The sequence below is a fragment of the Pseudoalteromonas sp. MIP2626 genome, assembly GCF_013414205.1.
In the GTDB taxonomy this organism is placed as follows: domain Bacteria; phylum Pseudomonadota; class Gammaproteobacteria; order Enterobacterales; family Alteromonadaceae; genus Pseudoalteromonas; species Pseudoalteromonas nigrifaciens.
The window spans coordinates 1-18,783 of sequence record NZ_JAATTW010000061.1 but is presented as its reverse complement, the minus strand read 5'-3'; the positions used below and the strand labels follow the sequence as shown (position 1 = coordinate 18,783).

General features: G+C 40.6%; 20 protein-coding genes and 2 tRNA genes. 5 read left to right on the top strand and 17 right to left on the bottom strand.

The window, feature by feature from the left end; translation table 11 throughout:
• Positions 1 to 2 precede the first annotated feature (2 nt).
• The 8 genes from HC000_RS16455 to xerD all read right to left on the bottom strand — a co-directional run bounded on the left by HC000_RS16455 (position 3) and on the right by xerD (position 7,038).
• A tRNA-Arg gene (locus HC000_RS16455) sits at positions 3 to 76 on the bottom strand.
• A 35-nt stretch (positions 77 to 111) separates the two neighbouring features.
• Positions 112 to 204 (bottom strand) — tRNA-Ser (locus HC000_RS16450).
• Between the two features lie 130 nt (positions 205 to 334).
• Positions 335 to 514, bottom strand: coding sequence for a hypothetical protein (locus HC000_RS16445; RefSeq protein ID WP_058372591.1), 180 nt, complete (start codon positions 512 to 514; stop codon positions 335 to 337).
• A gap of 193 nt (positions 515 to 707) precedes the next feature.
• Entirely contained in the window at positions 708 to 2,243 is a 1,536-nt protein-coding gene (lysS, locus tag HC000_RS16440) for a lysine--tRNA ligase (RefSeq protein WP_011327221.1), read from the bottom strand.
• Positions 2,244 to 2,269: 26 nt separating this feature from the next.
• Positions 2,270 to 3,368, bottom strand: a protein-coding gene (gene prfB / locus HC000_RS16435; RefSeq protein WP_011327220.1) for a peptide chain release factor 2 whose coding sequence is annotated in 2 segments (ribosomal slippage) — positions 2,270 to 3,292 and positions 3,294 to 3,368 — 1,098 coding nt in all. Because the reading frame shifts where the segments join, the coding sequence is not laid out codon by codon here.
• A gap of 145 nt (positions 3,369 to 3,513) precedes the next feature.
• Positions 3,514 to 5,235: a single-stranded-DNA-specific exonuclease RecJ gene (recJ, locus tag HC000_RS16430; protein ID WP_089367767.1), complete on the bottom strand. Its 1,722-nt coding sequence runs from the start codon at positions 5,233 to 5,235 to the stop codon at positions 3,514 to 3,516.
• 85 nt (positions 5,236 to 5,320) lie between these two features.
• On the bottom strand, positions 5,321 to 6,049 hold the full coding sequence (gene dsbC, locus HC000_RS16425; protein ID WP_089367766.1) for a bifunctional protein-disulfide isomerase/oxidoreductase DsbC: 729 nt from the start codon (positions 6,047 to 6,049) through the stop codon (positions 5,321 to 5,323).
• 62 nt (positions 6,050 to 6,111) lie between these two features.
• Positions 6,112 to 7,038, bottom strand: a complete 927-nt coding sequence (xerD, locus tag HC000_RS16420) for a site-specific tyrosine recombinase XerD (RefSeq protein WP_011327217.1) — start codon at positions 7,036 to 7,038, stop codon at positions 6,112 to 6,114.
• A 107-nt stretch (positions 7,039 to 7,145) separates the two neighbouring features.
• Here xerD and fldB point away from each other — a divergent pair, with 107 nt between their 5' ends.
• The gene (fldB, locus tag HC000_RS16415) at positions 7,146 to 7,667 is read left to right on the top strand and encodes a flavodoxin FldB (RefSeq protein WP_179808203.1); all 522 of its coding nucleotides are present in this window, start codon (positions 7,146 to 7,148) and stop codon (positions 7,665 to 7,667) included.
• Between the two features lie 63 nt (positions 7,668 to 7,730).
• On the opposite strand, the gene HC000_RS16410 is transcribed toward fldB, so the two are convergent.
• Together HC000_RS16410 and HC000_RS16405 are read right to left on the bottom strand one after the other, a co-directional pair.
• A complete protein-coding gene (locus HC000_RS16410; RefSeq protein WP_011327215.1) occupies positions 7,731 to 8,177 on the bottom strand; it encodes a DUF2147 domain-containing protein in 447 nt (148 codons plus the stop codon).
• Positions 8,178 to 8,229: 52 nt separating this feature from the next.
• Positions 8,230 to 8,928 (bottom strand): methyltransferase, encoded by a 699-nt coding sequence (locus HC000_RS16405; protein ID WP_089367765.1) that lies wholly within the window; start codon positions 8,926 to 8,928, stop codon positions 8,230 to 8,232.
• Between the two features lie 75 nt (positions 8,929 to 9,003).
• Between HC000_RS16405 and srmB the strand changes: the two genes are divergently transcribed.
• Both srmB and HC000_RS16395 read left to right on the top strand, forming a co-directional pair.
• The gene (gene srmB, locus HC000_RS16400; protein WP_011327213.1) at positions 9,004 to 10,230 is read left to right on the top strand and encodes an ATP-dependent RNA helicase SrmB; all 1,227 of its coding nucleotides are present in this window, start codon (positions 9,004 to 9,006) and stop codon (positions 10,228 to 10,230) included.
• Between the two features lie 255 nt (positions 10,231 to 10,485).
• Entirely contained in the window at positions 10,486 to 10,806 is a 321-nt protein-coding gene (locus HC000_RS16395; protein WP_011327212.1) for a BON domain-containing protein, read from the top strand.
• Between the two features lie 139 nt (positions 10,807 to 10,945).
• Here HC000_RS16395 and HC000_RS16390 read toward each other — a convergent pair whose 3' ends face one another.
• Positions 10,946 to 13,123 (bottom strand): YgiQ family radical SAM protein, encoded by a 2,178-nt coding sequence (locus HC000_RS16390; RefSeq protein WP_179808201.1) that lies wholly within the window; start codon positions 13,121 to 13,123, stop codon positions 10,946 to 10,948.
• Positions 13,124 to 13,424: 301 nt separating this feature from the next.
• Here HC000_RS16390 and HC000_RS16385 point away from each other — a divergent pair, with 301 nt between their 5' ends.
• On the top strand, positions 13,425 to 13,985 hold the full coding sequence (locus HC000_RS16385; protein WP_179808199.1) for an SRPBCC family protein: 561 nt from the start codon (positions 13,425 to 13,427) through the stop codon (positions 13,983 to 13,985).
• Positions 13,954 to 14,823 (top strand): TIGR03899 family protein, encoded by an 870-nt coding sequence (locus HC000_RS16380; protein ID WP_179808197.1) that lies wholly within the window; start codon positions 13,954 to 13,956, stop codon positions 14,821 to 14,823. The genes HC000_RS16385 and HC000_RS16380 overlap by 32 nt, the downstream gene beginning before the upstream one ends.
• 36 nt (positions 14,824 to 14,859) lie before the next feature.
• On the opposite strand, the gene HC000_RS16375 is transcribed toward HC000_RS16380, so the two are convergent.
• From HC000_RS16375 to HC000_RS16350, 6 genes are all read right to left on the bottom strand, one after another.
• The gene (locus HC000_RS16375; protein ID WP_179808195.1) at positions 14,860 to 15,630 is read right to left on the bottom strand and encodes a TIGR04219 family outer membrane beta-barrel protein; all 771 of its coding nucleotides are present in this window, start codon (positions 15,628 to 15,630) and stop codon (positions 14,860 to 14,862) included.
• 3 nt (positions 15,631 to 15,633) lie between these two features.
• Positions 15,634 to 16,620 carry a DUF2333 family protein gene (locus tag HC000_RS16370; RefSeq protein ID WP_011327207.1) on the bottom strand — a complete coding sequence of 329 codons (987 nt, stop codon included), beginning with the start codon at positions 16,618 to 16,620 and terminating at the stop codon, positions 15,634 to 15,636.
• 8 nt (positions 16,621 to 16,628) lie between these two features.
• Positions 16,629 to 17,153, bottom strand: coding sequence for a copper chaperone PCu(A)C (locus tag HC000_RS16365; RefSeq protein ID WP_179808193.1), 525 nt, complete (start codon positions 17,151 to 17,153; stop codon positions 16,629 to 16,631).
• A 78-nt stretch (positions 17,154 to 17,231) separates the two neighbouring features.
• A complete protein-coding gene (locus HC000_RS16360; protein WP_011327205.1) occupies positions 17,232 to 17,558 on the bottom strand; it encodes a hypothetical protein in 327 nt (108 codons plus the stop codon).
• Positions 17,559 to 17,594: 36 nt separating this feature from the next.
• Positions 17,595 to 17,801 carry a PspC domain-containing protein gene (locus HC000_RS16355; RefSeq protein ID WP_086996915.1) on the bottom strand — a complete coding sequence of 69 codons (207 nt, stop codon included), beginning with the start codon at positions 17,799 to 17,801 and terminating at the stop codon, positions 17,595 to 17,597.
• Between the two features lie 10 nt (positions 17,802 to 17,811).
• A complete protein-coding gene (locus HC000_RS16350) occupies positions 17,812 to 18,492 on the bottom strand; it encodes a PspA/IM30 family protein (RefSeq protein WP_179808192.1) in 681 nt (226 codons plus the stop codon).
• Between the last annotated feature and the right edge of the window lie 291 nt (positions 18,493 to 18,783).

Below are 18,783 nucleotides of genomic sequence, written 5' to 3'. Positions count from 1 at the left end.
GGTGGGCGCAGGAGGATTCGAACCTCCGACCGCTCGGTTCGTAGCCGAGTACTCTATCCAGCTGAGCTATGCACCCATACTTTAAAACTTACAAAACACGCCATTTAAAAATGGTGGAGAGGGAGGGATTCGAACCCTCGATAGAGCTACAAACTCTATACTCCCTTAGCAGGGGAGCTCCTTCGGCCACTCGGACACCTCTCCGTCTTGTGGGGCGTATAATAAAGAGTTCAGAAAATATGTCAAACACTTTTCTACCAAATGTGCCTATATGGTTATAGATTGTGCATCTAGTTAGTTTTAATGTGTAGTTAGTTTAAAATTCAAACAACTTTTAACTTTTTTCTGGTGGGTTAACGCCTAACACAGGCACTAAATCATCATTTAACTCTGCAAGATACTGCTCTTGATAACCTAACTTTTGAAACTCTGCAATACAGGCTCGGTAATAGGCTTGTCTTGCATCTTCGGTTTCGCAGTTATTGATTGGGTTTTCAATATGTTTATTTTTCATATTATAATTTATAAATCCATTTAATCTTTTTATTTAGAGCCTTAAATCAATTCTCTAAATTTCCGTCGTAGTGTAGCGAATAACTTTACACAAATGCAACAGTGCGTTTAAAAAACACTCAGATTAAAAAATTATAACCCAGACACAAAAACGCCGCATTTAAGCGGCGCTTTATTACTTTACATTATTAAGCTTAGTCGGCTTGCGGGCGCATATGCGGGAACAAAATAACGTCTTTAATGGTTGGCGAATCAGTAAACAACATTACTAAACGGTCAATACCAATACCTTCACCTGCAGTTGGCGGTAAGCCATACTCTAGTGCGCGTATGTAGTCTTCATCGTAATGCATTGCTTCATCATCACCTGCGTCTTTCTCTTCAACTTGACGAGTAAAGCGCTCTGCTTGGTCTTGTGCATCGTTAAGCTCCGAGAAACCATTAGCCAGCTCACGTCCGCCAACAAAAAACTCAAAGCGGTCTGTAACAAATGAGTTTTCGTCGTTACGACGTGCAAGTGGTGATACTTCCCATGGGTAGCCGGTAATAAACGTAGGTTGAATAAGCATGTGCTCTGCTGTTTCTTCAAATATTTCACACAAAAATTTACCTGGGCCCCAAACACAGTTTTCAGGAATTTTAACGTGTACTTGCTTAGCGTACGCTTTTAATTGTTCAAAATGGTTTTCTGGGTCGTTAAATACTGCCGCATCAAACTCAGGGTTATATTTTAAAATAGCGTCGCTCATGCTTAAGCGCGTAAACGGTTGGCCAAAGTCGTACTCAACTGAGTCAATTACTTCGCCGTTTTCGTCTTTAGTTGTGTTAACCACAACTGCACTACCAAGTACGTTTTCTGCAACTGTACGTAGCATGTCTTCGGTAATGTTCATCAGATCGATGTAATCAGCGTATGCTTGGTAAAATTCAATCATAGTGAATTCTGGATTATGACGCGTAGATAATCCTTCGTTACGAAAGTTACGGTTAATTTCGAATACGCGATCAAAACCACCTACCACTAAACGCTTTAAGTACAACTCTGGCGCTATACGTAGGTACATGTCTATATCAAGTGCATTATGGTGCGTTACAAACGGACGCGCCGATGCACCGCCAGGAATAACCTGTAGCATGGGTGTTTCTACTTCCATAAAGTCACGGTCTGCTAAAAAGCGACGAATGCCTTCAACTACTTGTGAGCGAATGCGGAATGTTTCACGCGTTGCTTCGTTAGTAATTAAATCAACGTAACGTTGGCGGTACTTAGTTTCTTGATCTGATAAGCCATGGAATTTTTCAGGCAACGGGCGAAGTGACTTAGTTAAGAGTTGGTACTCTGTCATCTCTACGTATAAATCGCCTTTACCCGATTTATTAAGCGCGCCTTTAACACCAATAATATCGCCAGTATCTAGTTGGCCATATTTTTCTTTTAAATCTTTTTGCACATCTTTAGACGCATATGATTGTACGCGGCCTTTCATGTCTTGAATTACAAAAAAAGGTCCGCGCTTTGCTAAAATACGTCCAGCAATAGACACTACTTGTTGTAACTCTACTAATTCTTCTTTGCTCTTATCACCAAACTGGGCTTGCAAATCTGCCGTGTAATGCTCACGACGGAATTGGTTTGGATGACCGTTGGCTGGGCAATTTTGGCGTATAGCATCTAATTTGCCACGACGCTCAGCGATTAACTTGTTTTCGTCTTGGATTTGATCAGTCATTTTTTAGCTCTTTATTAGCTTGGTGGTTATAAACCAGATTTTAAGCTGGCTTCTATAAATTTGTCTAAGTTGCCGTCAAGTACCGATTGGGTATTACGGCTTTCAACGCCTGTACGTAAATCTTTAATGCGGGCGTCATCGAGTACGTATGAACGAATTTGACTGCCCCAACCAATATCCGACTTTGAGTCTTCTTGGGTTTGTTTTTCAGCATTTTGCTGTTGTAACTCTAGCTCAAACAGTTTTGCTTTTAACTGTTTCATTGCTTGGGCTTTATTTTTATGTTGTGAGCGCTCATTTTGGCACTGCACTACGGTATTTGTTGGTACGTGCGTAATACGAACCGCTGATTCGGTGGTGTTAACGTGCTGACCACCTGCACCCGAGGCACGGTAAACGTCAATACGTAAGTCAGACGGGTTCATATCAATTTCAATATTGTCGTCAACTTCTGGGTAAACAAATGCAGAGGCAAACGAAGTATGACGACGACCACTTGAGTCAAATGGGCTTTTTCGCACTAAACGATGCACGCCAGTTTCGGTACGTAACCAACCATACGCGTATTCGCCAACAAAGCGAACTGTTGCGCCTTTAATTCCTGCAACATCGCCGCCAGTAGCTTCTACTAATTCAACTTTAAAGCCTTTAGCTTCGCCCCAGCGTAAATACATGCGCAGCAAAATATTACACCAGTCTTGTGCTTCAGTGCCGCCAGAACCAGATTGTAAATCAAGGTAAGCGTCGTTTGAGTCATGAGGACCGCTAAACATACGACGAAACTCTAACGCTTCTAGCTGCTCGTTCAAGTCTGCTAGTTCGCTTTGTGCTTCATCAAAGGTTTCTTGATCTTCGGCTTCTACAGCAAGCTCAAGTAAGCCTTCAACGTCGTCAGTACCCGTCACTAAGGTATCGATAGTTTCAACAACAGCTTCTAGTGCCGACTTTTCACGGCCGAGAGCTTGTGCACGTTCAGGTTCATTCCATACGGCTGAATCTTCAAGTTCGGCGTTAACTTCTTCTAAGCGTTCTTGTTTAAGAGCATAGTCAAAGGTACCCCCGAAGCAACTCAGTACGTTCGCGAATTTCCTTGATTTGGTTAATCACAGGATTCACTTCAAACATGGTCATTACTCCAAAATGGCTAGGTTATTACGCTCCTTAAAAAGGAATTAACGCAATATATTATCGTCAAATGATAAAAACGCCCGATTTTAACAAAAAACCGTGCGCTTTATTAGCACTTTATGCGATCTATTCTAGATATTTTTTAGCTGGCTTTTTCTAGCTCTCGGATAATTAATTGCAGGGTGAACTTGCCTCTAAACTCATTTATATCGAGCTGATACGCTGCTTTAACAAATTGTGCGTTGTTATCTGGCCATTCTTTTAAATCAATGCCAAAAGCTATGGCATCAACTAAGCGTCCTGATTGATGCTTTAATACCAATTTCAAATGCTTTTCGCCCACTATACGCTGCTGAATCAACTCAAATGTGTGCTCAAATACCGGTTCAGGAAATTGCTGCCCCCAAGGGCCCGCTTGTTTTAATTGCTGGGCAAAATCCATGGTAAAACACTCATTTGGCAACTCGCCATCGGTAAATACAATGCAGCGTTTACTTTCTTCACTAAGCTGGGCGCTAACGGCAGTATCAAAGGCGTGTTTAAATTCGCTAAATTGCTGCTCGTTAATACTTAAACCGGCCGCCATGGCATGGCCACCAAACTTACTAATTAAGTGCGGATCGGCCGTACTTAGCCCTTCGAGTAAATCGCGTATGTGCAGCCCTTCAATTGAGCGACATGACCCTTTTATCTCACCGTTTTCGCCACCCGCAAATATAACTGTTGGGCGGTGGTATTTTTCTTTTAAACGCCCGGCTAAAATACCGATAACACCTTGGTGCCAATCCTCTTGGTATAAACAAATAGCGTCGGGAATATTGTCATCATTAAACGCTAACTTATCAAGCACAGCTTGCGCTTCATGCTGCATGCCTTGCTCTATTTCGCGCCTTGCAAAGTTTAAGCTATCTAGCTCACTGGCAATACGCCTAGCTTGATTTATATCGGTACTGAGTAAGCAGGCTATGCCTAAACTCATGTCATCTAAACGCCCTGCGGCATTTAAGCGCGGAGCAAGCGAAAAACCAAAGTCGCTGGCACTCAATCTTGAGGCATTACGATTAGCAACCTCAATGAGGGCAGTAATGCCTGGGCGAGTTTTACCACTGCGAATACGCGCTAGTCCTTGGTGCACCAATGTCCGGTTATTGGCATCAAGCGCCACTACATCGGCTACAGTACCAAGCGCAACTATGTCGAGCAGGTCGGCTAAGTTAGGCATAGGCTGCTGCGCAAAATGATTTTGCTCACGCAGTGTGCTTCTAAGGGCAATAAGTAAGTAAAAAGCCACACCAACACCTGCAATCGATTTAGACGGAAAGCTGCAGTCGTGCCTGTTCGGGTTTACTATGGCATCGGCATTAGGGAGTGTTTCGCCCTGTAGGTGATGGTCGGTAACCAGTACTTTAATATTGGCGGCTTTTACAATATCAATACCTGCAATACAGGAAATACCGTTATCGACTGTAATTACTAAATCGGGTTTAAGCTGTACTATTTGCGCAGCTAACGCCGGGCTTAAACCATAACCTAAGCTAAACCGATCAGGTACTAAGTAATCTAAATGAGCAAAGCCAAACATGGCCAAGCCTTGCATTAATGTAGCGGTACTGGTTGCACCATCAGCATCAAAATCGCCAACAATTAAAATATGGCTTTGGGCATGTAGCGCCTCAATTAACAAGTCGCAGGCTTTGTCCATATCTTTAAATAACTTAAAGTCGTGTAATGTGGCGGCGCTGTTATTTAGCTCATCGGCATGGGAAACATTTCGCGTGGCATAAATTTGCTTAATTACAGGGTGTAAATGACTCGGTAAATGTGAATCATCGACGTTTTCGCGCGTTTGGATCGTTTTTTTCATGCAGATTTTTAACTTATTTGGTTCATCATAAATATACAAAAAAAGGCCTTTCGGCCTTTTTTTATGCGCACCGTAAATTTAATTACTATGGGGCTTTACTAGCGTTAAGCGCAGCGCTTAATGCGGCAGCTGGCTGATAACCTGGGATCATGGTGCCATCTTCTAAAATAATAGCAGGTGTACCGGTAACACCAAAGCTTTGACCTAGCTGATAATGCTCAGCAACTGGCGCACTACAACCTTTAACTGCTGTAGTATTTGAGCCACTTTTAGCTTCGGTTAGTGCTTCTTGTTGATCTTTAGCACACCATACGTTCATTAAGTCATTATAACCTGAACCTTGTAGGCCACCGCGCGGAAACGCTAAATACTTAACGGTAATACCCGCTTCAAGTAAATCATCTAGCTCACGGTGTAATTTACGACAATAACCACAGCTAATGTCGGTAAATACGGTAATGCTATGTTTTTCGTTAGGTGCTTTGTACACTATCATCGAATCTTCGTATTCTTTTAACCCAGCTTGGCGTACGCCGTTTAGTGCTTTTTCGGTTAAATTACTACGATTATTTAAGTCTATAAGTGTCCCTTGCATTAAAAACTGTCCGTCTGGGCTTGCATAAAGCACACCTTGATTAGTGATCAGTTCTTTTAAACCCGCTACTGGGGTTGGGTTTATTTGCTTAACGGTAACGCCAAGCGCGGCAAATTTAATAACAATAGGATCATTAGCGTTAGGGGCTACAGCCACATCATTCGCTACGGCACTTAAACTAGTGCATAACATGGCACCTGCTAACATTAATTTTTTCATAATTCTTCTCTATTTTTATAAATACATATCAATTGACCGGCTTAGTGATAATAAATTTCATATTAAGCACGTGGATGATGCTGCGCATGTACCGATTTTAATCGCTCATTTGCAACATGCGTATATATTTGGGTGGTTGATAAATCACTGTGTCCTAACATCATTTGAACCACACGTAAGTCTGCCCCATGATTTAATAAGTGGGTTGCAAATGCATGGCGCAATGTATGCGGTGACAATGACGACTCAATTGATGCCAAAATAGCATAGTGCTTCACTCTATGCCAAAAAGTTTGTCGGGTCATGCCAACCCCTCGCTTTGAGGGAAACACAAAGTCGGTGGCGTGTTTAATCATTTGCGCCCGTCCCACCTTTAAAAACTGCTCAAGCCAATACATGGCCTCTTCGCCCAGTGGCACTAAACGTTCTTTATTCCCCTTACCTTTTACAAACACTACAGCTTGGCGCAAATTAATTTGTTCAATCCGCAGCCCTACAAGCTCACTAACCCGCAAACCTGTTGCATATAGTAACTCAAGCATGGCTTTATCGCGCAGCCCCATTGGCTCATCGGTATTGGGAGCGCTCAGTAGCGCCTCTACTTCAGCCTCCGAAAGCGTTTTAGGCAAAGACTGTCCTGCTTTAGGTTGCGCAATATTGAGCATTGGCGAGTCGCTAATTAACTTTTCGCGCACAAAGTACTGATAAAAACGCTTAAGCGCACTAATACTACGCGCAGTACTACGCGGCTTTAAGCCTAGATCAACTCTATGGGCTAAATAGCTTTCAACGTCTAGGCCGGTTACAGTCATTAAATTTTTGCCTTTTAAAAACTGGCAAAACTTATCTAAATCGCTGCGATACGCCGATAGTGTATTTTCACTCACCCCTTGCTCTAAATACAAACAATCTAAAAAGGTTTCTAGGTAATCGTTATTGCTTTTTGGTGCCGTGCTTGGTTCTGAAAAGTCGTCAGCTAGCGTTGTCACTTTTGTGCTCTCATTTTTGTTATAGCCATTGCCTAAGGTATCAATTAAAAACACCTTACGGTAAACTTGAGCTTATCATATCAGGCAATTACACAGTGATAAATACGATGCAAATTGGTTTATTTTTTGGCTCTACTACCTGCTACACCGAAATGGCAGCAGAAAAAATTCGCGACATTATTGGTGCCGATATCGTTACCTTGCATAATATTAAAGACGAACAACTAAAAAATGCAGAGCAATACGATTTCATTATTTTTGGCATTTCAACCTGGGATTTTGGTGAAATACAAGAAGACTGGGAGTCAAAGTGGGACGACATAGCAGACGTAAACTTAAATGGTAAAACCATCGCGTTATTTGGCATGGGTGATCAACAAGGTTACGGCCAGTGGTTTCAAGATGCGCTTGGCATGCTACACGACGAAATAAGTCCGCAAACATTTACCCAGTTAGGTTTTTGGCCAAACGACAATAGTTACGAGTTTGAAGCATCTAAAGCACTCACCGAAGACGGTACACACTTTGTTGGTTTAGCCCTTGATGAAGACAGCCAGTACGAGCTAAGCGACGAGCGTATTGCCACTTGGGTGGAACAGGTAATGACCGAGTACAGCGAAACCCTGTAATACTGTTTATTATTGTTGTACTTGTAAAGCGCAGCCACACTGCGCTTTAATTTTATTGGCTAACTACTCTACTCTTAGCCAATATTGGTTACGATAAAAAAAGCCAATATAACCACGCACTTCTAATTTTTCACCAGCATCTTGAGTCGTTAAGCGTACTGTATAGCTTTTACCGTTATTTGGGTCGAGTATTTGACCGTCTTCCCAACTACCATCACCGCTATCTATCACATTATCAATAATGGTCATGCCTAATATGGGCTGATCTTTTTTATCGCCCGAGCACTGCGAGCACACTGCATTTTGCTTATCTTTATTTAATAATGTTTCAATGGTGCCGCTTAAAACCCCGTTATTTTCAACAATACGGACATACGACTTAGCTTCATTAGTGTCTTCATCAATGGTTTTCCAAAGCCCAACAGGCGTCATACTGGCAAGTACGCTCTGCGTTGTAAAAAATGTAGCGGCTAAGGCGCTTAATAATACTGATTTAGTTCGTTTTTTCATTATAAGTTACCTGTATACATATAAACTCATCATACCAGCACTGTTTACCACATTACATCTTCAAATAAAATGCTTTGCATAGCGTAATATAATCTTCGCTATAGTTGTTTTCATTATCTTTTATACACAAAGCTGATTCCACAATGCTCTGGTTTATATAGCTAAAGGTCATTAGGTTTCGGCTAATCGCTTTATTTGGCGTCGCCTTTACTTGGCAATGAGTATTTAAAAAAAGCCCGTTTTGAGTAGCAAGTTCAATAAACACCGCAGCCTCTGTAGTGGGTAAAATTAAGCTAAAGGTTGAGCCTGCATGACTGAGCTTTTTAAAAGCACTAATTAGCTCAGCAAAACTTAAACCATCTGTATGGCGCGCAATATTACGCGCCTCATTATTACCTTTTAAACTGTGATTAAAATACGGCGGATTGGCTATCACTACATCAAACGGCTGCGCGCTGTTAAAAGTTTGAATGCTTTGCTGGTGCACCTCTATATTTGGCCACGGGCTAGCGGCAATATTTTGCAACGCTTGTTGGTAAGCATTTTTATCAACTTCTACCGCCGTTATAGTTAACTGGGGGCTGCGCTGTTTGCACATAAGCGCCAGCAATCCCGTGCCTGTACCTATATCGAGCAAGCTGTTGGCATTACTTAAATTAGCCCATGCTCCAAGCAAAATACCATCGGTTGATACCTTCATTGCACACTGTTCGTGCGCAACTTTAAATTGTTTAAATGCAAAACCAGACATTTTTTCACCTTTTCATTCACCAAGCAGGCGTAACCGAGTATAATTAGTGCCATTGTCCTTTATTTTTGACACTCTATGCAATTTTCTGAATTTGATCTTGATAACAAGCTACTCGACGCCATTAATAAAATGGGTTACGAAACGCCAACCAGCATTCAACAACAAGCTATTCCTGAAGCACTTCAGGGGCGTGACATTTTAGCATCTGCGCCTACAGGTACAGGTAAAACAGCCGCCTTTTTAATTCCGGCTATTCAATATTTATTGGATTTTCCGCGTCGTGATCCTGGTTTTGCGCGCGTATTAGTAATGACGCCAACTCGTGAGCTAGCTTATCAAATTCATGAACAATGCGAACTACTTGCTAAACGTACTAACCTTAAAATTGGGGTAGTAACAGGCGGTATTAACTATGGTACGCATAAAGAGATTTTTGAAAAAAATAATGACATTTTAATCGCCACCCCAGGGCGTTTAATGGAATATTTAGAAACCGAAAACTTTCATGCTGAACACGTAGAAATGCTTATTATTGATGAAGCCGACCGCATGCTAGACATGGGCTTTAAAAAAGAAATGAGCCGTATTTGTGACGAAGCTAAAAATCGTCGTCAGTGCTTTTTATTCTCAGCAACCCTTGAAGGCGACAGTGTTGAAAGGTTTGCTGAAACAACGCTAAACGATCCAGCATTGCTTGAAGCCGAATCGTCACGCAAAGAAAAGGCTAAAATTCACCAGTGGGTACATTTAGCCGACGACTATCATCATAAACTTGAGCTGTTAGTTAATACCCTTAATGGCCCAGACGTAACTAAAGCCATAGTGTTTGTTAAAACCCGTGAGCGTCTTGAAACGCTAATTGGTGAACTAACAACTAACGACGTTAAAGCAGCCTGGTTACGCGGCGAAATGCCGCAAGACAAACGCATGAAAGCGATGGAAAACTTCCATAGCGGCAAAACCCGTATATTAGTTGCTACCGATGTAGCGGCGCGCGGTATCGACGTAGCTGATATTAGCCATGTAATAAACTTTGACCTACCACGCACAGCCGATATATACGTACACCGTATTGGCCGTACGGGCCGCGCTGGTAAAAAAGGCATCGCTATTTCACTGGTTGAAGCGCACGATATTGGCATTCTTTATAAAATAGAGCGCTATATTGAGCAAAAACTTAAACGCCGTGTTATTAAAGGATTAGAGCCAAAGCATAAAGAAGCTAAGCCGCCGGCTAAAAAGCGTAAAGATCCGGTTAAAATGAAAGCGAAGAAAAAAGCTAAGGTAAAAAAGAAAAAGTAACTTAAGCGCATACTGTAAGTAGTATTATGTTAGCCGACAAAAATGTCGGCTTTTTAATGCCTGCTCCCCCCATAACTGCATGGTTTAGGGCTATGTAATCTCTACTTAGTTTTATGTAACTATTGCCCACCTGAATTCCCACTTAATAAAATAGCCTTTATTTTCAGTACATTAAATATGGAACGATAATTGTAACTACCATGGTAACTCCGCCTAATTTGGCTACCCGATTAATTGCAATGTAAGGATATGATTATGAGCCGTTTAAAATTAACTATCGCTTTAGTATCATTTTGTTGTTTGTTTTTATTAGCATGCGCTACAAAAGTGAGTGCTACAACAAATATGGTTGTCGTTAGCAGCCTGGCAACCCAACCTAACTTACAGCAATCGATTACCCACACTTTGCGTACCAACCCCAATTTAGCGCTAAGCGATATTCGCGTACAAGTTAAAAATGGCGAAGTAGATTTATACGGTAAAGCGCAAACAGGTTTTGAGCGTGCGTTGGCACAAAAGTTTTTAGAAAATATGGATGGCGTAAAAATCATTCGTAACAAAATTGATATTATTTAAGTTTTACTTAAATAACTTACATAAAAAATGCCGCTTATTGCAAAATAAGCGGCATTTTTTTCAGTGCTCATATATTCAGTAATCAAGCCCAAGCTTAGTAATAAGCCAAACAGGCTAACTACTTTTTAAGCTATGAGCTCTATTTAGCTCTTTGGCGATTACTCGCTACCTTTGGTTTTGTATTGGCCTTATGAAATTGGCTAAAACCAGTATGGCGCGTTAATGCTGGGCGCCCACCTCGACTACTTCCTTTTGCAGCTCTTTCGTCGCGCCCTTCTTCTGGCACTAAGCAATTTGGCGCTTTACCTATAAGGTTAGCTTTGCCCATTTTACGCAGTGCTTCGCGGATCATTGGCCAGCCCGCTGGATCGTGATAGCGTAAAGTTGCTTTATGTAAGCGACGCTGGCGCGCACCTTTAGGCACAGGTACTACTTCGGTATTGTTTTTAATATTACGCAGTGAGTTCATCTCGGTATGATAAATAGTGGTCGCATTTGCCATAGGAGATGGGTAAAAATTTTGTACCTGATCAAGCTTAAAGTCGTTCGACTTAAGCCACAAAGCCATGTTTACCATGTCTTCGTCTTTAGTACCCGGGTGCGCCGAAATAAAATATGGAATTAAATACTGTTTTTTACCCGCTTCTTTTGAGTACTTATCAAATAACGCTTTAAACTGATCGTATGCTCCCATACCTGGTTTCATCATTTTTGATAATGGCCCATCTTCGGTATGCTCTGGCGCTATTTTTAAATATCCACCTACATGGTGAGTAACTAATTCTTTAACGTAACGTGGATCTTGCACGGCTAAATCGTAGCGTACACCCGAGGCGATTAATATTTTTTTAATGCCTTTAACTTCACGGGCTTTTTTATACAGCTCAATTGTTGGCGTATGATCGGTATCCATATGCTTACATATTTCAGGGTATACACACGATAAACGTCGACAGGTACTTTCTGCTTTTTTGCTGGTACAACCCAATTTATACATGTTGGCTGTTGGGCCACCTAAGTCAGAAATAACCCCGGTAAACCCGGGTACTTTATCTCTAATTTGCTCAATTTCTTCAATTATTGATTCTTGCGAACGGCTTTGAATAATCCGCCCTTCATGTTCGGTAATCGAACAGAAACTGCAACCACCAAAACAGCCTCGCATAATATTAACTGACGTTTTAATCATGTCGTAGGCAGGTATTTTTGCATCCCCGTAGCTAGGATGAGGAATACGTTGATACGGCAAACCAAATACAGCGTCCATTTCATGTGTTTCTAGTGGATATGCTGGCGGATTAACCCAAATAGAACGATCGCCGTGGCGCTGAAAAATAGCACGAGCACAACCTGGGTTAGTTTCTTGGTGCACAATACGAGAAGCATGTGCATACAATGGCTTATTCACACTTACTTGCTCAAACGCAGGTAATTTAACGTAGGTTTTTTCCCATGGCTTAGGGCGCGCTGGCTGAATAGTAATAACCTTGGCGGCTTCGGCTTTTAAGTCTATACCTGCTTGTTTAAATTCTGATTTGCTACAGCCAACATCATCTGCGCCATACGGGTTTGGAATTGGATCAATTTTACCTATTTTATCAATAGCGGTAGAGTCACTGCCACGCCAGCCTGGTAACGGCTCTTTACGAATAACCGCAGTCCCTCGTACATCTTGAATGGTATCGGTACTTTCGCCCGCTGCAATACGATGAGCAACCTCAACCAGTGGGCGCTCCGCATTACCATATATTAAAATATCGGCTTTAGCGTCAAACAAAACACTACGACGCACTTTTTCTTGCCAATAATCGTAATGAGCAACACGGCGTAAACTTGCTTCAATACCACCTAAAATAAGTGGTACATCTTTATACGCTTCGCGGCAACGTTGTGAGTAAATGATTACCGCACGATCAGGGCGTTTACCACCAATGTTGTCTGGCGTGTAGGCATCATCATGGCGCATGCGTTTTTCAGCAGTATAACGGTTAATCATCGAGTCCATGTTGCCAGCGGTTACACCAAAAAATAAATTGGGTTTACCCAGCGCCATAAACGCTTCTTTAGAGTCCCATTCTGGCTGGGCAATAATACCCACTCTAAAACCTTGCGCCTCAAGTACTCGGCCAATTACTGCCATCCCAAAACTAGGATGATCTACATAAGCATCGCCACTAATAATAATTATATCGCAGCTATCCCAGCCAAGTGCATCCATTTCTTCGCGTGTAGTAGGTAAAAATGGTGCTGTGCCATAACACTCTGCCCAATACTTTGGGTATGAGAATAAGCCGCGCTTAGCTTTAAGTGTGCTCATAAAGTTGACCGTCTAATAACAAAAGGTGAAAATTATACCCTATACCAACCTACCTTGATAGAGCACTACTTTGCTGTGCCGCGCGGTTTTAAAGTGAAGTTTCGTTATTTTTTAATACTTATACACCTAAATTAACTATTACTTTTTATAGGTTGTGGCTAAATATCTAGCTCAATTAAAAAATAGTTGCTATAAAATTAACCTCGAAAGTTAAGCACACCCGAGTTAATATGCTAAATCAATAATAAGTTATGAGTTTGTAACCTAATTTATCTGAGGTTTTTTTATTAAAATATTAAAAATGTTAGTGCAGCTTTTATTAGTTTTACTCTTACTTTTTATCGTTATTGGCCTATTACTACCACAGAGCTATAACGTAACAAAGAGTATTAACATTAATGCTAATACGCACATAGTAAAACCCTTAATCACTGATTTTTCGCAGTGGCATAAATGGTCGCCTTGGAAGAAGCTAGATCCCTCAGTGGAACTTTCCTTAGGTGAGCCAAGCACAGGGGTTGGTGCTCATCAATCATGGCAAAGTAAATGGGGCGCAGGTGAAATGACCACCACAGCGTTAAGTGCAAACAAAATGGTGTTGAATATTTTATTTGCTCAAGAACACATTATTGCCGCTAAAGTAATATTTACGCAAAATGCAAAAACGGTCACGGTTACTTTTCAAATTACGGGGCAAGCCACGCTGCCTTTAGTTTCTGGGTATGTGGCTGTGCTTAGTGAGCACATTTTAAGTAACGCAGTATCACTGGGGCTCAATAATTTAAAAACAGTAGCGCAGCTAAGTGATGCACAAACAATAATGGAAAATCATGGCAGTCAAAACCGCACAAGCAAGAATTAATCTCGCTAATACCATAGAGTCGTTACTGGGCTATCCTATTATTAAAGTAGGCAATAATGAGCAAAGTTATGGCCCCCAAGGCAAGGTTAAACCGCTATATCGCATTAATAGCGACAATACAGTTTTAGCTAGAGCACAAAAAAGACAAGACTTACTGCTCATTAAACAACAGCAAAATATAGAAACAATTTTAGCTATGGCAATGGATTTTTGTCCTGACGTAGCCAGTAGTAAACAACCCGATGCCGATTGGGTAGAACACTTTGTAGCACTATGTGGTGATACCTCAAATCAATCTATGCAGTCACTTTGGGCAAAAATACTCACCGGTGAAACGCTTAACCCGGGGACTTTCTCAATAAAAAGTTTGCAAACACTTAAGCATATGACCCAGCGCGAAGCTGACTCTCTACAAAAGTGTGTATCCCTCTCTGGTTATAATGAAAAAGACGATAGCCACTTTATTTTACTAGGGTTTTATAAAAAACCATCACTATTTGATTTGTTACGCAAGGGCAATAAAGTATCTTTAAATCTAGGAAAAACAGGGATTAGCTTTCCTGATATATTAACTTTAATGGATTTAAATTTACTATATCGAAAAGAGATTGAGTCTGCGGTACTAAAAACTGGGCAAGAACTTACGTTATCGTTTTTATCACAAAAAGTAACGTTAAAAGCAAAAAATAGCGATTTAGTATTGAGTTATTATAAGTTTACGCAAACAGGTGATGAGCTATCTAAACTCATTAACTACCCGGTAAATAAAGTGTATAAGCAGTTACTTAATAGTGCACTTGAGAGTGAATTTGAACTAGCGTGGCATACTACTAAGTAGCAAAACCACGCTATATACTATTAATTAGCAGTGTAATTAAAAGTGTACTTGAATGCCCGCAAATGGACCCGATGCATCAATATTAGTATTAATATCATCAATATCGTCTAGCTCTAATGTCATTGAGCGGTAACCTGCTTTAACAGCAACATCTATTGCTAGGTTATCAATAAATTCCCATGCAATACCCATTTGGTAATCTTGAACTTTGCTATCGTCTATTGCTAAAAAGCTGCCTTCAAAAAACACGCTTAAACCGGTAAAAGGTAAGCCTGCTTCAGCGCGGCCGTAAACCAATGGTACAAAGCCTGAAAACTCAACAGTTTCAGTATAATCAGCGCCACCTTGTTGCGTAGTACCTTTAACTAAAATCTCACCATCAAACTGCTTAGCGTTAACACCCAAATCGATAGAGATTAAGTCGTTATCAAAGATTTCGTAATAAAATGTGTAATCAATGTGAGTTAAGTCACTTACTGAATTAACCGTAGTACCTACAACGTAATCTGAACCATTAAAAGAAAATGTTTTATCCAGACGTGTAGAGCCGGTAAGCTCAAGCTCTGTGTATCTTAATTTAATATTAGGTACTAATGGCACTGGATGCTCAAGTGCAGCGTAGTAGCTTACGAAGGTTTCATCGTCAAAATTAAAATCTTGTGGTGCATTTCCTTTATAAGAAAAGCTTCCTTCGTTATCCGCTTTCCAGCCATCAACACCTACATACAAGCCTAATAAGGTATCAGCTTGCGCTGCAGGCGCTAAACATGCCATTGAAAGGGCTGCTGCTAAACAATACTTTTTCATTTTCTATCCTTGGGTCAATAATTCGCTAAGTTCAATAAGAGCCGCATTGGCTCTAGAAATATAATTTGCCATAACCAGTGAATGGTTTGCTACATAACCAAAACCATTCCCATTTAATATCATTGGGCTCCATACTGTTTCTTGAGTTGCCTCAAGCTCTCGTATAATTTGCTGCACACTTACGCGTGCATTCTTTTTCTCAAGTACATCGGCAAAGTCATATTCTACCGCTTGTAAGAAATGCAATAAAGCCCAAGTAGCACCGCGCGACTCATAAAATACATCATCAATGTCTAACCATGGCGTTTTTGCTTGCTGTTGTAATGGAGAAAAAGTGGCTTGTGTATTTGATGTATTACCCGCTAAATCAGTGTTTACTTTATCTTGGCCTACACTAGCGCTTAAACGCTGACTCAAGCTACCTAAACGCTTTTCAGCTTCTTTTAGCCAACTGCGCAAGTTATCGGCGCGAGCATAGAATTGACTGTCACGCTCATGGTCATTCGCTATTTGAGTACGATATACCAATAAGTAATCAATGCCTTTTTGGTACTCACCTTCAGCGCTTGGCCACGCCCACGCTTCAGAGCTAATATTAAACTGCGGCTGTGCTTTTTTTAGAGCTTCGTGTTCAGTTGATTGCGATTGCGAACGGCTAAAATCTTTACGCATAGAAAGGGCTAAATCACGCACCATTTCGAGTGCGCCATATTCCCACGCAGGCATATCGTCCATTATTATACTTGGCGGCAAAACATCATTTGATAAATAACCGCCTGGCTTTTCGAGTAACGTACTTGCTACCGTTATTAATGTTGATGTTGTTGTATAACCAATAACAAATTGCTCATTACGTTGCTGGGCTTGCTGCTTTGCTTTTTCTACCACATTAAAACGAGCAGGCTCCGTACTCCAATAAACAGCTATTGCGTAAAAAATAATTAGTAATATAGCTAATGCAGCAACTATTTTCCCTTTATGTTGTGACATTGATCCTCCTAATGATGAGTATGTTGTTTTGATGCTTGTGATTGTTCTGCTTGTGATTGTTCTGCTTGTGATGCAAGCGATACCACCTGAGCATTGGTAAATACACGGTTGCCATCACTAAAATATAGTGTGAGTTTACGTTGTTGGCCTACTTTTAACGGTTCTTGTGGTTCAAAAATCATTAAATGATAGCCACCAGGCTTAAAATCGATTTGTTGATGGGCGTTAATTGTTAACGATTCAACTTTTTGCATTTTCATCATGCCATCTACGTGCAAGTGCTCATGAATTTCAACGCGACCTAAGCCATCAATAGTTGCTTTAGTCAACGTAGCCACAGTATCACTATGATTTATAATACTTAAATAACCTACACTTGAAGTTGTGGCAGGTAAAAACTCCCTTACTTGTGCATTACTAACCTTAATAATAGCAACATCCGCATCGTGATCATGCCCTGAATGTGCCATCGATGATGATGAAAAAAGACTTAAAACCGACACCAAAACAATTGAAATACACTGTTTAATCACCACTCTAATCCTTGTTAAAACATAATGCTAAGTATCAAATTTAACATAGTTCAGTTGCAATAGTCAGTTAATTTGGAGTTAAGATGCTACTTTTTTGTTATCAGCTACTAACCAGCAAAGTACCGCAATAAATAGTAACGGCCAAGCAATCATCAGCGATCCAAATAAAAATGCCAATACAGTTCCGACTAATGCAACTGCTGCTGCGCCAACTAATCCTATCGTTATTAGTACTGCAACAGCTACAAAAATAATAATAGCCGCTAAAGCTCCTATTAGCTCAAGCCCAGTCCAACTTGTATCTGCAATCCAAAGCGGTAATTGCCAAGTATCAAAGTGCACCGCAGAGACAACATCAGTAAAAAATAGTAAATAAACAATTATACATACGGCTAACGCTTTCATTTAGCTCTCCTTAATTCAATCTAAATGTAAATTAGCTTAAATTGCTTTTTCTTCTAGGCAGCAATGCGCAATAAAATAACCTAGTGCAATTGCAAACGGAAAACTCAAAAATAATAAAATAGTGACAAGTCGTGTTGACCACACAGGTAAATCTAATCGCTGCGCTAAACCACTGCACACACCAGATATTTTTTTATCAAGTGGATCTTTGTACCAACCACGTTTGCTGTTAAAACTATTCATAATTATCTCCTTAAGCACTCTGTTTTAAGTTAGTTTTTAAATCAGCTTTTAAGCGAGCTAATTCTGCATCTACTTGTTCGTTTTTCACCAAAGCGTCTATTTGTGCAGCTATAGTATTTTCTGAATCAGTAAGCTCGTACGCTTCTACCTGTGCTTCAATACCTTCTACGCGCTGCTCTACTTTCTCAAATCGAGAGAGTGCATGTGCAACTTTTTCACTTTGTAATTGGCTATTTATTTGCCCCCTTGCAGCCACTATATTGTGCCGCTGTACTAACTGTGTTTGCTTGGCTTTAGCCTCGGCTATTCTTTGTTGCAAACGCTGACAATCCGCTGTCATTTTAGTTATTGATTGCTGCAGCGTTTCTAGTTGCAGCTGCTTTGCTACAACTGTGTTACTAATGGTTTGTTTTTCAAGCAAAGCTGATTTTGCTAAATCATCTCGACCTCTCTCTATTGCTAGCTCAGCTTTATCCTGCCAATATACTAAATTGTTATTTTTATTTTCAATTTGACGTTTAAGTGTTTTTTCTTCGCACAACAAAGCCGCTGTCGTAATACGACACTCAGTAAGTGCATCTTGCATCTCGCTGAGCATTAAATTAAGTAATTTTTCTGGATCTTCTGCCTTGTCTAATATCGACACTATATTTGCTTGAACAATATCGGTTACGCGATTAAATATTCCCATCAGATTCTCCTGTTAACTTTTTAAGTGATTACACAAATTAGATTCCAAGAGTTATGCCAAGTAATAATATAAACAGTAAAACACATTAAATTCAGCAACTTAAACTTATAATTTATAAATTAAAGTTACTTTTAACTGAATATGATTAAGTGTAATTAGCCAATAAACTAAACTTTTGACTATTTTTTAGGATCATCGAGTAGGGTGAGGCTTATGCCTCATCCCTCTCACAGAACCGTACGTACGGGCCTCGTATACGGCTCCTGTATTCTTCTATCCCTTCGGCTTATT